A 14500-nucleotide genomic window follows, 5' to 3' on the forward strand; every position below is an offset into this window, starting at 1 on the left:
GAAGATCCTGAGTTTGAAACGTTCTACACTAAGAACATTCTGCTTAACGAAGGCATTCGTGCTTGGATGGCTCCGACTGACCAACCCCACGAAAACTTCATCTTCCCTGAAGAAGTTCTGCCTCGCGGTAACGCACTTTAAAAAAATCAGGATTTGGATTTCAGATTAATTTTATTTTTTTAAATTAATCTGAAATCCAAATCCCAATTCCCCGGCGCAGGTGCGGTACTCCCGTGTCCTACTGGGGAACAAAAAAACCCAAAATCCAAAATCTAAAATCGTTGGAGGTTCTACCGGGTGGTAACGCTCTCTAATTCCTACGCAAGCGGTCGCGACCAAGAATCCTCCGGGTTCGCTTGGTGGTCTGGCAACGCTCGTTTAATCAATCTCTCCGGCAAACTGCTGGGCGCCCACGTCGCTCACTCTGGTTTGATCGTGTTCTGGGCCGGTGCAATGACTTTGTTTGAAGTCGCTCACTTTATCCCAGAAAAGCCCATGTACGAACAGGGCTTAATTTTGATGCCCCACGTCGCTACTTTGGGTTGGGGCGTAGGCCCCGGCGGTGAAGTCACTGATATCTTCCCGTTCTTCGTCGTTGGCGTTCTTCACTTGATTTCATCTGCTGTTCTCGGTTTGGGCGGCATTTATCACGCCGTTCGCGGCCCGGAAATTCTCGAAGAATACTCTTCGTTCTTCGGCTACGACTGGAAAGACAAGAACCAGATGACCAACATCATCGGCTACCACCTGATTCTGTTGGGATGCGGCGCTTTGCTGCTGGTAGCTAAAGCCATGTTCTTCGGCGGTGTCTATGACACTTGGGCTCCGGGCGGCGGCGACGTGCGTATTATCACGAACCCCACTCTGAATCCGGCTGTGATTTTTGGCTACTTGACTCGCTCTCCTTTTGGTGGCGAAGGCTGGATTGTCAGCGTCAACAACATGGAAGATATCATCGGCGGTCACATCTGGGTTGGCCTGATTTGTATCGGTGGCGGTGTTTGGCACATTTTGACCAAGCCTTTCGGCTGGGCTCGCCGCGCCTTAATCTGGTCTGGTGAAGCTTACCTGTCTTACAGCTTGGGCGCTTTGTCCCTGATGGGTTTCATCGCCGCCTGCTTTGTCTGGTTCAACAACACTGCTTACCCTAGCGAATTTTACGGCCCGACGGGCCCGGAAGCTTCTCAAGCACAAGCTTTGACCTTCCTGATCCGCGACCAACGCTTGGGTGCTAACGTCGGCTCTGCACAAGGCCCTACCGGTCTGGGTAAGTACCTGATGCGCTCTCCTACTGGCGAAATCATTTTCGGCGGTGAAACGATGCGTTTCTGGGATTTCCAAGGCCCTTGGTTGGAACCCCTGCGCGGTACTAACGGTTTGGACTTGAACAAAATCAAAAACGATATTCAGCCTTGGCAAGCTCGCCGCGCGGCTGAGTACATGACTCACGCTCCTTTGGGTTCTTTGAACTCTGTGGGCGGCGTGGCAACTGAAGTTAACTCGTTTAACTTCACGTCTCCTCGTTCTTGGTTGGCCTGTTTCCACTTCGTGGTGGGTTTCTTCTTCTTGGTCGGCCACTTGTGGCACGCTGGTCGCGCTCGCGCGGCTGTCGCTGGCTTTGAGAAGGGTATCGATCGCGAAAATGAACCAGTGCTGGCTATGCCAGACTTAGACTAATCGATCGAGTTTATTCCTGATTTGATTGTCTAATCAAAAAAGGCTCCTGCTTAACGGCAGGAGCTTTTTTTTGCTCCCATATCTGAAAAAGCTGCGGATTGTCGATCGACCATTCTCCCAGCCCGCTAGCAGCAGATACAATCCTAGAGGTAGAAACCCTATTTCTGAGTTAACCTTTTGAATTCCATGCTGTTTCTTTCTGTAAGCTCGTTCCTCAGCCAGCTTTTGCATCCAGGACTGAGATATTTCGGTGCGACCTTCATCGGTGGCGGTGAATGACTCTGCAAGTCTTGAAACTTGACAATTTTAATCCGTTGGGGTAAAGAGCTTGCAAGGCAGGCTGTACAAAGTTTATATTTAAAGTACAAAAGTTGTAATCCCACACAATGGAAAGTTGCAATGGAAAGTTGCAATTTTAAGGCAGATCGCTACAGGTGCAAAACTAATCGACGATCGCCATCAGGATATTTATATTTTATTAAATGGCTGTGCTTGCCGAATTTTTTAACAGGCACAAAAATTTTGGGCCGCTTACTATTATTGCTAGGAAAGCAAAAGATTAATAATGGACTCATTAAAGATCGAAAATGTCAAGGTGAGGTTCGATCGAGCAAATTTGCTCGAACGCATCGCCAACCGCATTCGCCGCTCTCTAGAACTACCCGAAATTCTGAGCGCAACAGCAGCGGAAGTTCAATCCTTCTTGGGAACAGACAGGGTAAAAATCTACAAATTTCATAGCGACGGTAGCGGTGAAGTGATTGCCGAATCAATTAACGGCAACCGCTTGCCATCCCTATTGGGGCTGCATTTTCCAGGAGACGATATTCCCCCTCACGCCCGCGAAATGTTCGCGCAACTACAGGTGCGATCGATCGTCGATATAGATTCCGGGCTGCTAGGCCAAAGTCCGCGTCGCGAGGCGGTTTCCGGCCAACTGCTGCCCGACGAAATGCGCTTTCGCGCGGTTGACCCCTGCCACGCTGAATACTTGAGCGCACTGGGCGTCAAGGCTTGCTTGGTAGTACCAATTTTTCACGGCGAAGAATTCTGGGGGTTGTTGGTATCTCACCACTCCGAGTCCCGGAGTGTGACAGAAAACGAACTCCAAGGCGTTCAGACGGTGGCAGATCAGCTCGGCGTCGCCATAGCCCAATCAACCCTCCTCGCCAGAGCGAGGGCGAAAGCTCAACGGGAATCTGCCGTCAACCGCGTCGCCGCAGCCCTTAACTCCCAGCCGACGATTGAACTCCAAACAGCTTTGGCCGAATCGGTAGCAGCACTAGATGCAGCCGGCGGCAGGCTGTGCATTTTCGCCACGCCATTCATTTCCGACAGCAGCAAAGTTACGAATCTAGTTCCCTATTCGGATAACTCCACTGGCGAACTCACAGTCTACACTTGCGGCTCAGGGCCGAAGATGCCAATTTCGGCCAAATACCCGCAGGTTGAGCAATACAGCGTCTGGCACGAATATTTTAAATCCGGCGAGCAACAGGTTTGGGCAATTCCCGACTTGTACCAAATTAGCAGTTTGAGAAGCCTGCAACCTGCATTCCGATCGACCAAAATTCGCAGCATTTTAATCGTGCCGCTCAGAACCCGCCAGCACATATTTGGTTACTTGACCATTTTTAGAGAAGAATTTGACACCGAAACTCTCTGGGCGAGACAGTTTGATAGCGACGAGCGGCTCGCCCAATCTCGGATATCTTTTGAAGCGTGGAAAGAGTCAAAAACTGCCCAAATTCGCGACTGGAATGCTGAAGAAATTGAATTGCTCCTAATTTTTGGCAACCACTTTTCCAATGCTATTAACCACTACCAACTCGATCAACAAATAGAGGCACTTAACACAAATTTAGAAAATCAAGTTCAAAAGCGCACCGCTCAACTACAGCAGTTGACCAAACAGCAGCGAGTGCTGTTTGAAGTGGTGGCAAAAATGCGGAAATCCCTCGACTTGAACAAGATTTTTAGCACGATGTCCCAGGAAGTGCGGCGGGCTTTAAATGCCGATCGAGTGGCGGTTTACCGCTTCGATGCCGCATCAGAATTTAACGACGGCGAATTCGTGTCCGAAGATGTTTTGCCAGATTTTGTGTCAGCAATGGCAGTCAAAGTGCACGATCGCTGTTTTGGAGAAAACTACGCCAATCTCTACTCTCAGGGGCGAGTTCACGCCATGTCCGACATCAGACAAGCCGGACTGCAAGATTGCTTTGAGCAAGTCTTGGAGCAATTTCAGGTCAAAGCTACTTTAGTTGCACCGATTATGAAAGGCAACCACCTTTGGGGGTTGCTGTGCATACACCAATGTTCGGCTCCCCGCAATTGGGAATCTTCCGAAATTAAGTTTGCTACCCAAATTTCCGCTCAGCTAAGCATCGCTTTAGAACAAGCAGATTTGCTCGCTCACACTCAGCAGCAAGCAGTTGAGTTGCAGCGGGCAGCAGAGCAGGAGCGAATATTGTTTGAGGTAGTTGCTAAGATTCGACAATCTCTCGATTTAGATACAATTTTTAGCACCACAACTACCGAACTGCGGCGGATTTTAAATGCAGATAGAGTTGGGATTTATCGCTTCGATCCAAGTTCAAAGTTTAATGAAGGCGAATTTATTACCGAAGATGTTTTGCCAGATTTTCCTTCAGCAATGGATGTGAAAGTTCGCGATCGTTGTTTGGGAGAGAACTATGCAAATAAATACAGCCAGGGACGCATTCAAGTGCTGCCAGATATCGAAACGGCGGGACTATCCGACTGCCACGCTGCTATTTTAGCTCAATTTCAAATTAGAGCTCAGGTGATTATGCCGATGATGAATGGCAGCGAACTCTGGGGCTTGCTGTGCGTGCACCAGTGCGGCAGTTCCCGCAATTGGAACACTTCGGAAATCCAGTTTGCTACGCAAGTCGGAGCTCAGTTGAGCGTAGCATTAGAACAAGCAGATTTGCTTGCTAAAACGCGGCAGCAAACTATCGAGTTGCAGTGGGCAGCAGAGCAACAGCGGATACTGTTTGAAGTGGTGGCCAAGATTCGAGAATCTCTCGATATCAACGCGATTTTTAAGACTGCAACCCAAGAAGTTTGTCAGTTTATGCAAGTTGATAGAATTGCTGTCTATCAATTTAATCCTGATTGGAGCGGCCATTATGTCGCCGAGTTTGTGAAAGATGGCTGGATAAAATTGGTAGGGGAAGGTATCAGTACGGTTTGGCAAGATACTTATTTGCAGTCAAACCGAGGCGGCAGATATGCCAATAATGAAACTCTAGCCGTTGACGATATCTATCAAGTTTGCCAATCGGAGTGTGTTGTCGGTATTTTAGAGCAATTTCAGGTGAAGGCTTATGCGAGCGCGCCTATTTTTGTAGGAAAAGAACTTTGGGGTTTGCTGACAGCGTATCAACATTCTGGGCCCCGCTGTTGGGAAAGTTCAGAAGTTAACTTTTTAGCTCAGATTGCCAATCAATTAGGGGTAGCTATCCAACAAGCCGAGTTGCTGGCTCAAACCAGACGCCAAGCAGAACAAATCGCTCAAAGTTTAAAAGATTTGCAGCACACTCAAGCTCAATTGATTCAAACGGAAAAAATGTCTGGTTTGGGGCAACTGGTAGCCGGGATTGCTCACGAAATTAACAATCCAGTTAATTTTATTTACGGCAATCTCAATCACGCTAGTGAATATACTGCTAGCTTACTGAGTTTGTTGGAACTTTACCAGCAGCAATATCCCGCTTATAGTCCTGAAATAGACAAATTGAGTGAAGATATTGACTTGGAATTTCTGCTAGAAGATTTGCCAAAATTGCTATCGTCAATGAAGGTGGGAGCCGATCGCATCCGTCAAATAGTTCTGTCTTTAAGGAATTTCTCTCGTCTTGACGAAAGTCAAATGAAGGCGGTTGATATTCACGAGGGCATTGACAGCACGCTGTTAATTTTACAGCACAGACTGAAATCTAATGCGGACGGTGCAAACATTGTGCTAGTGAAAGAATACGGCATTTTGCCTCGAGTTGAGTGTTATGCTGGACAGTTGAATCAGGTGTTTATGAATGTAATCGGGAATGCGATCGATGCTTTGGAATCGCACAAGTTGCTCGCTGGTCAATCTGTAGCTCCTCAAATTAAAATCTCTACTGCTGTCGGTCAACTTAATGGTACTATTCCTAGCGCGGTGATTCGGATTTCTGATAACGGTACGGGAATTTCGGAATCTATGAGACAACGCATATTTGACCCTTTTTTCACGACTAAGGCAGTGGGAAAAGGTACTGGATTGGGACTGTCAATTAGTTACCAAATTGTGGTAGAGAAACACGGCGGCGTTTTAAAATGCAATTCGGAATTGGGGAAAGGTACTGAGTTTGCGATCGAGATTCCGCTTCGACAGCAGTCATTAGTCATTAGTCATTAGTCATTAGTCATTAGTCATTAGTCATTAGTCATTAGTCATTAGTCATTAGTCATCATCTCTCTTTTGTCACTTCGGAGACAGTATAAAGCTAGGCAGCCACTAAATCGGTAACTATTCGAGCATTAAAAAGAGTCCAAAAATCCTCGCTCAAAGAGTTTATTAGCCATTTTTTAACTACCAGCCGGGAAGTCCCGGGCGTATATTTAGAGGGGATTAATCAGAGCGCTGTGCCCCGTACCCCGTTGGGAATTACGCCCGCGTGATGAAAGGCTCGTCGGGTTTCGGTACCGAAACCGACAATTATTCTTTTATACCCCAAGATGCTGGGGAAATACTCTGATACTATATTAGCAAGTGGGGGTGGAACTACCTCACTATAAAAAGCCTGAGAAAAAAAAGGAAAAAGAAGCCTGCGGTCTAACTGTAGTCAGTTGACCGTCAGGTTTGTTCACGTGACTTTCATAGATTAGTTTCGCTTTTTTGTAGTTCTTGTTGGAGAGTATTCTTGACACGATCGTACTCAACCTCGATTTGAGCAAATAGGGAGGAGGCTCGATCGAGTTGACCAGAGGTACTGATGACTTCTAACGTGGCACAAAGGTGGGCCAGAGGAGCCGCGCTGAGATTCGCACTACTGCCTTTGAGGGTATGGGCCGCTCGGTTTAGGGCTTGAGTATCCCCTTGGGCGATCGCTAATTTCATAGCTTCTAGCAACTTTAGACCTTCCTCCAAGTAGCAGTTAGCTAGCAAGCTCAAAATCTCGGTTGAATCTTGATCGATGCTGCTACAGAAGGCTTGCAGTTCTGTAAGGTTAACCGCTGGCCTATCAATTTTTGGCTTGTTACTATCTGATTCCTCCTTTTGGGCCTGTTGCGGTTCCGGGTTGGGTTGACACTGACTCAGCGCTTGGTTGAGAGCCTCTAGTCGAATTGGTTTAGTGATATAGTCATTCATGCCAGCATCAAGACAAACCTGGCGATCGCCCTGCATGGCATTTGCCGTCATTGCAATAATCCAGGGACGAGTATGAGCCGGCCACTGCTGGCAAATACGACGGCTGGCTTCTAGTCCATCCATCTCTGGCATTTGTACATCCATCAGCACTACATCATAAGGCTGGCGATTCAGGGCTTCCAAAACTTCCAATCCATTGGCAGCAATATCGGCCCGGTATCCCAAACGCTCTAACAGCAGCAGTGCCACCTTCTGATTTACCAGATGATCTTCTGCTAAAAGAATTCGCAGTGGGAGTCTCTGGGCAAGTTTCATATCATCCTCGACAGATATAGGGAGCTGTTGTTGAACTTTTTTCGGTTGAGCTTGTAGCACATGGATCAGTATTTGATAGAGCTGGGATTGTTTGATGGGTTTGCTTAAACAAGCGGCAAAGTGGGTGGAGAGCGCTGAAGAACTCGCTTCTGGGTAGCCCATTGAAGTCAGCAACACTAGGGGTAAACGGTGGCACTTAGGATGCTGGTGGATGGCTGAGGCGAGTGTGAGGCCGTCCATTTGTGGCATTTGCATATCTAAAATAGCGAGATCAAACGCTTCTCCACTCTCAAGCCAGTTGAGCGCTTCCGCAGCCGATGGGGCAGCCAGACTCTGCATCCCCCAACTCTCTGCTTGCAACGTCAGAATTTGTCGGTTAGTGGGCTGGTCATCCACTATTAATAAACGCTTGCCAGATAGTTCTGGTAGCATTTCCATCGGTTCTGCTAACTCAGTAGCAACAGAGGATGCGACAATCGTGAAGTAGAAGGTAGAACCCATTGTGACTCGATTAAGCTTAGCTGCTTGCCATTTTGGTGAAGGGGTTCCTCCGACGTGGCCTCCGCTCTCAACCCAGATCGTGCCGTTCATAGTTTCAGTAAGTCGCTTACTAATCGCCAGACCTAAACCAGTCCCTCCATACTGCCGAGTCGTCGAAGCATCTACTTGACTAAAAGACTTGAACAGTCGATCGAGCCGGTTGGCTGGAATACCAATGCCTGTGTCTTGAATGGCAAACTGGATTTCGTACAAGCTTTCTGACAAGTTCTCTCGTTCAGAAATTGTTTTGTCCGAATCAACTAGAGAGGCTTCTACGGAAATGGTAACTTCCCCAGTTTCAGTAAACTTAATCGCATTGTTGAGCAAGTTAACTAGAATCTGACGGAGACGGGTGACATCACCCAAAATGAACTTAGGAGTCTGAGGCTGGATGAGGTAGCCCAACTCAATATCCTTCTCATCTGCTTTAACTGCAAGTTGGTCGATCGCACCTTCTATGCAATCTCTCAAGCTCAAGGGATGTATTTCTAGCTCCAGCTTGCCCGACTCAATTTTGGAGAAGTCCAGGATGTCGTTGATGATACTCAGGAGGGTATCCCCACTATTGCGAATCGTCTCGATAAAGTCTCGCTGTTGAGCCTTGAGTTCTGTATCCAGCAGTAGTCCCGTCATACCAATAACCGCATTCATGGGAGTGCGAATTTCATGGCTCATCATCGCCAGAAACTCACTTTTGGCTCGGCTCGCTGCTTCTGCTTCCCGTCTAGTTTGCTCCAGGGCAAAGTTTTTCAGAGTTAATTCTTCTCGTTGTCGAGTTTCTTGCTCTAGTAATTGGGCTTGAGCTAGGGCAATTCCTACTTGAGTCGCCACTGATTCTAGCAACTCCACTTGATCGGCAGTCCAATTACGGTAGCGATCGCACTGGTGCAAACAAATGGCACCATTCGGTTCTCCTTGGTAAGAGGTTCGCACTGCTAATGTCGATCTCAAATTGAGACTGGTACAAATTGAATGAGCACAGATCAGCAATGAATCGCAGTAGACATCTGGGGAGGCGAGCGCTTCATCTTGAGCCATCAACCGTTTTGTATAAGCAGGACTGGCCGCCAGAAGGTCATGCTCCCCGCTGGGCCCATATCCCACTCCTAGATACTCTGCAACGACAGGAAACTGAGGCAGTGGATTGTCCTGGTATGTGCTAATTAAGCAGCGACTGACTCCAAAAGTTTGCCCAATCTCAATAGCAGCCGTTTCAAATATCTGCTGAGCATTGAGGCTTTGACGAATTTCTTGGGTAATTTGCTTCAGCAGTAGGGCTTTTTGCAACTGTCGCTGTAGTGCTTCTTCTGCCTCCTTGCGATCGGTAATATCCTTCATGAAGCAGTGATGCCCCACAAAGACATTTTGCTCGTCATAAGTAGAGACCATCACCAGTTGTTTATAGAAGCTAGAGCCATTTTTTCGCATTCCCCTAGCTTCCGCTTCGACTCTGCCGTCTCTCAACATTTGCTCATAAGCAGCCACCATCTTCTCAACATCTTCAGGATGAACGGTGTTTTGCCACTCCCTCCCTAGCAGTTCTTCAGGCTGATATCCGCAGATGGCAGCATAAGTCACATTGACAGAGATATAGCGTCCTTGAGGGTCAATCCGAGAAATGCCTGCCACGGCATTTTCTAGCGCCGCACTCATTTGTTGCAGTTCTGCTTCGGCTCGTTTGCGATCGCTAATTTCAATTAGAATGCAACCCACTGCTACAGGCTGCTCTGCATCCTTAAAAATGGGAAAGTGAGAAACGAGCCAGTGGCGCTTGGCACCCGTTTGACTGGATACTTCTTTGCTAATTTCCAAGTTGATGGAAGGTTTTCCAGTTGCTAAAACCTGTTGTAATAGTGGATTCACACCAGGAGCAAATTCCCCCAAAATCTCATCGGTTGTCTTATCTAAGTGAGCCTCCACAGAGGGGCCATTAAATTCAGCTAGTGCCTCATTGATTTGTAAAAATCTCAACTGCCGATCGTGGATACACAGCCCCACCCCTGCTAGGGAAGCTCCTTTAAAGAAAGCATTCAATAATTGCTCTCTGGCTTGAATTTCCTGCTCTAAGTTTTTGCGATCGGTAATATCGCTCTGAGAACCAGTCATACGGACAACTTTGCCCGCTTCATCCGAAAGCGCCTGCCCTCGAGCCAGAATCCACTTGTAGCTCCCATCCTTACAAAGAACTCGATGTTCTGTAATATAAAAGGAAGTTTTGCCCTCAAAGTGATCTTGAATTATTTGCAAGACGCCACCGAGATCGTCGGGATGCACCCGCTTGCTCCATTCGTCAAGGTGATGGGGAATTTCATGGTCTTCGTAGCCCAACATTTCTTTCCAGCGAGCCGAGAAGAATACTTCATTAGTGTTGACGTTCCAATCCCATACCCCATCATTACTACCGCGTAGGGCGAGTTCCCACCGCTCTTCACTCGCTTGCAGAGCGACTTCTGCCTGATGCCGTTTGATTTCACTACCAATCCACTGAGCCATCAGCTTCAGTAATTCCAGATGGGCAGATTTAAAGCTGTCTGCACGGGGAGATTTACTAGAAAAGCTGAGGGTACTGTAGACTTTGCCTGCAACTAAAACTCGTATTCCAATATAAGCTTCCATGCCAAAGGCAAGATAGGCAGGATGGGAACGAAATTTTGAGGTGCCTGTATGTTGGATGGTTACTGGTTCATCTGTGTCTAAAGTTTCACAGCACAAAGTTTGCTTAATATCAAAGACATCACCTGGTTTCAGGACTTCATCAGGCGATCCCACAACCATCACCTCATAACGGTTATCTTGCACGCGACCCAAGATGCCAGTTTCAAGCGCCAAATTCTGACATCCCATGTCAATCAACGCTTGGATGCGCTGCTCAAAATTGAGATTTTGGGTAGCAGTGACTTCATATAAAGCGCGTATCGCCGCCTCTCTTGTTCTTAGTTCAGTTTCGGCTTGTTTGCGTCTCTTAATTTCACCTTTGAGAGATCGATTGATTCTGGATAATTTTTGCGTTCGTTCTTGAACCCGGTGTTCTAATGTAGCGTTGGCGTGTTGAATCTCCCTAAATTTTTGATTGAGTACGAGCCCCATCAATTGAAAATTGCGAGCAAGGTCATTGATTTCAGTAACAGAGCTATGTTTCCATTCAAATGTTTCTTCTGAAAGCTTGTTGGGTAAGTCAGTAGTCGCACGAGCTAAATAGGATAATGGCTTGACCAGTCGTTCGCTAACCAGCGTTGCAAACAAAAATGCCAACATTGTGACGAGGAGTAGAATACTCAAGTCAGCCTTGTAGCGATTTTGTAAATTTTCTACATAGGGAGCTGCTGGAATTTCTAACCGTAATTTCCAGTCCAGATCGGAGCTAATCGTAAATTCCTGTATATACAGAGAATTTTTCCAACGGATCATCGGATTCTTGCCCTTGCTAGGAACCCACTGCTGCAAGGTTCCCTCTAAGGTGCGAGTGCTGCCGTCCTTTGACTCCTCAAAAGTGGTCAAAAGCTTTTGGTCGGGTTGAGTACTAGCAATGACTCGGTTGTTTTGATCGAGCAATGTAATGCGTATTTGCTGATTGTTTCTCTGGAAAATGTAGAGAGATTTGATCTGGCTTAATGGTAATGAACCGTGGATCAGCCCAAGAAAATTACCTTGAACTTGCAGGGGCACATTCAATCCTACATGAGGTTCGTCCACTAATATATCTTTGTGGATAGGACTCGTCCAAGGTCTCAACCGCTCTTGAGCCAGGGGAATTAGAGATTGATGTTCCGTGCTTTGTTCCATCAACCGCCGACGGGTTGGATTTAAAGGAGAAGAAGTAGCTAAAATGGTTCCAGATGAATCGGCCACATAAATTTTGTCGAAATCTGGCAACACCTGCTCGATCAGGCTAATGTTTTGTTGTAGCTGATCTGGTGATTGAATCGCTGTATTAGCAGCAGTGGCGGCTTCAGGCATGAGCGATTTTTCAGCTAATGTATTCAAAGCTAAGAGATGTCGCTGATGCCATCTAGATATTGCGCTAGTGAGATTTTTTGCGTTTGTTCGTAACTCCGTTTGCACCGTCGTTTGGATTTGACCCACCAAGGCTCTACCATCAAAAACTAATAGCATCAGTCCTGGAAGAAAGACAAAAGCTACCAACAGATGAAAAATAGTTTGTTGTAAAGAGAGGGCGAGATGCTTTGAAGCACCAATCCACCGATAAATCGGCGCATACGAAATGATTAAACTGGCAACTAAGGCATTAAAAATGCCGTTGACTGCTTGTTTGCACATAACGAGGATGGTCTGATTCGCCTCCATGTGCATCATTTGACCGTAGAAAAGCCAAACGAGGGGCATTCCAATTAACAGCCAGTAAATCCCATCGAATAAAAGGATATTTGGCTGTTTGCGCTTGCAAAGAAACCCTACAAACAGAGCCTCAATTACCAAAATAATCGTGGCGTATGGATGATGCCAAAGGATATAAGTATAGCTGCCTGCAATTAGACCAGCCAAGCCTCCCCAGCCCCAGCCGAAGTAGTAAGTAATAATCAGTATGGGAATACTGCCAAAGAGGAAATCAACCCCAAAGAAAAGAGACAAACTGAAATAGTTGCCCAGAACACCCGCACCAGTGAGAAGGGCGATCGCACCTAACCATCTTTTATTACGCATTGAGCTAGCCCCTCCCATAAACTTTTATAATCGCTAGTTGCTGAATATGACCTGATTCCGATAAAAAAAGCGCCATAGACCCGATCTGTTATTTACCTGACACTTTCCATGAAGAGCGCACCACCGATTATTTAAGCTTTAAGAGTAAAATTAAGGCTTACTTATGCAGGACTTGAGTTCTCGATCGACTTTTTTAATATGGTTCACGAACCAATCTAGCAATTGTTCATTAACCTTAATGGCTAAGGAAAGGCTCGATCCTTTGGTTTGTAGCTCTTGTTTAACTTCACTCAGTGTTTTAATAAATTTGGTATGCGCCGCTGCATTGTTAGATGCAACTGGGCATTTGTATCTTTGCATACAATTTTCTTCAAAGCCGAAGTGTTGTCCTACATACAAGTCTAAAAAATATACAATATCTTTTATTTCTTCCTTTCCACGGTTTGCCAACATGGCATCCACTAAGGTATTGAGTTGAGCGATCAATTGTTTATGCTGGCGGTCAATTTCGGGAATACCAATAGTTAACGAATCATTCCAAATGACGAGAGGCATAGTTTTTACCCTTATGATTTAACGGGTGAATTCATTAACTGTATGAATGTTGGTACAAAAAGTATTACGGCCTTGGTCTTTGGCTTGATAAAGGGCTGCATCGGCAGCAGTAATTAAAGTTTCTGGTAAGTTTTCTTGGTTAGGAATCACACTGGTTATACCGAAGCTGAGCGTAATACAATGATGCGGAGATCTCTTATGGACTATTGCTAAAGCTTGGATGCGAGCCTGCATTTGCTTAACGATTTGGACGGCGCCCTCAAGCTCTGTGTCGGCTAAAATAACTACAAATTCTTCACCTCCATAACGTGCTACTAAATCTCCCGGTCGATTAATACTGCGATTGAGAGCTGTCGCAACTTGCTGTAAACATAGATCCCCTGCTTGGTGTCCATAAGTATCGTTGTAAGGCTTGAAGAAATCGATATCACACAAAATCAGTGACAAAGGAGTTTGCTGCCTCGTCATGCGTCGCCACTCCTCCTCTAGCTGTTGGTCAAACTGACGGCGATTGGCAATCTGAGTCAAACCGTCAATTGACGCGAGGTATTTTAATTGTCGATTGGCGGCCTCTAGCTGGTTGTAAAGTAGGGTTTGTTGCTGTTGCAAGTGGAATTGCTTAATCAACCGTCGCACTCTCTGTCGCAGAACAGCCCAGTGAATCGGCTTAGTGATATAGTCAGCCGCTCCCGCTGCAAACGCTCGATCGACAGATTCTTTGTCTTCTAAGCTAGTAATCATCAAAATAGGTGGGCGATCGCTCTCAGGCACTTCAGATAATTTTTGACAACAAGCAAAACCATCCATAGTAGGCATCACTGCATCTAGCAGGATCAGGTCTGGATGTACTTCCTCATAAGCTACTAGCCCTGTCAACCCATCAGTAGCTTCGGCCACGCGGTATTTTTCTTTCTGTAAATACAGTCGGAGTTGCAAACGAATCAAGGCATCGTCATCCACAATGAGAATTAGAGGGGACGGTGCCGTAGATGGGTTGGTCGAAATGGCTGAGTCTTCTAATGATTGATACATACGTCAGGGTGTATCTTAAGCTCTGCAAACATTTTAGCGTAGCATATTTTGAGCTTGAGATAGAAAGTGAAAATTGGGCAAATATGTCATAAATTATACACCAGCTAAGCTTCCGCAACAACATCTTAGGCAGCGTCGGGTTTGTTAAACCACCAACCACAGTCTACTTAAAATTTATCGCTTTTTTTGGGAGATAGAAAGTCTGGTAACTCGCGCTAATTTTTGTAAATATGTAATTATTTTTGGGGGCGTTAAACAGTTTTTACAACGCCGAGCGAGCTTTGACGAACGATCGCCAGTTATCGCGCGATCGTCGCTGGGACAATATGCTATATTTTTCAA

General features: G+C 46.3%; 5 protein-coding genes and 1 pseudogene. 3 read left to right on the plus strand and 3 right to left on the minus strand.

What is annotated here, in order from left to right; all coding sequences use genetic code 11:
• From QT992_RS21340 to QT992_RS21350, 3 genes and pseudogenes are all read left to right on the plus strand, one after another.
• Window positions 1-141 (plus strand): annotated as a pseudogene (locus QT992_RS21340) (photosystem II D2 protein (photosystem q(a) protein)); the annotation flags it as partial.
• Window positions 142-297: 156 nt separating this feature from the next.
• A complete protein-coding gene (gene psbC / locus QT992_RS21345) occupies window positions 298-1677 on the plus strand; it encodes a photosystem II reaction center protein CP43 (RefSeq protein ID WP_333321664.1) in 1380 nt (459 codons plus the stop codon).
• 565 nt (window positions 1678-2242) lie between these two features.
• Entirely contained in the window at window positions 2243-6100 is a 3858-nt protein-coding gene (locus QT992_RS21350) for a GAF domain-containing protein (protein ID WP_333321662.1), read from the plus strand.
• A gap of 459 nt (window positions 6101-6559) precedes the next feature.
• Here the strand turns inward: QT992_RS21350 and QT992_RS21355 are convergent, their stop codons facing one another.
• The 3 genes from QT992_RS21355 to QT992_RS21365 form a co-directional block, all read right to left on the minus strand.
• A complete protein-coding gene (locus tag QT992_RS21355; protein WP_333377667.1) occupies window positions 6560-12571 on the minus strand; it encodes a response regulator in 6012 nt (2003 codons plus the stop codon).
• Between the two features lie 150 nt (window positions 12572-12721).
• A complete protein-coding gene (locus QT992_RS21360) occupies window positions 12722-13126 on the minus strand; it encodes a hemerythrin family protein (protein ID WP_333377670.1) in 405 nt (134 codons plus the stop codon).
• 18 nt (window positions 13127-13144) lie between these two features.
• A complete protein-coding gene (locus QT992_RS21365; RefSeq protein ID WP_333377673.1) occupies window positions 13145-14158 on the minus strand; it encodes a PleD family two-component system response regulator in 1014 nt (337 codons plus the stop codon).
• Window positions 14159-14500 lie beyond the last annotated feature (342 nt).

Source organism: Microcoleus sp. T3_D1 (assembly GCF_036700405.1).
Lineage (GTDB): Bacteria > Cyanobacteriota > Cyanobacteriia > Cyanobacteriales > Microcoleaceae > Microcoleus.

Bases quoted from the DNA above. Each gene is read 5' to 3' on its own strand.
- QT992_RS21350 (WP_333321662.1), top strand. From the start codon at position 2,243: ATGGACTCATTAAAGATCGAAAATGTCAAGGTGAGGTTCGATCGAGCA.
- QT992_RS21355 (WP_333377667.1), bottom strand. From the start codon at position 12,571: ATGCGTAATAAAAGATGGTTAGGTGCGATCGCCCTTCTCACTGGTGCG.
- QT992_RS21360 (WP_333377670.1), bottom strand. From the start codon at position 13,126: ATGCCTCTCGTCATTTGGAATGATTCGTTAACTATTGGTATTCCCGAA.
- QT992_RS21365 (WP_333377673.1), bottom strand. From the start codon at position 14,158: ATGTATCAATCATTAGAAGACTCAGCCATTTCGACCAACCCATCTACG.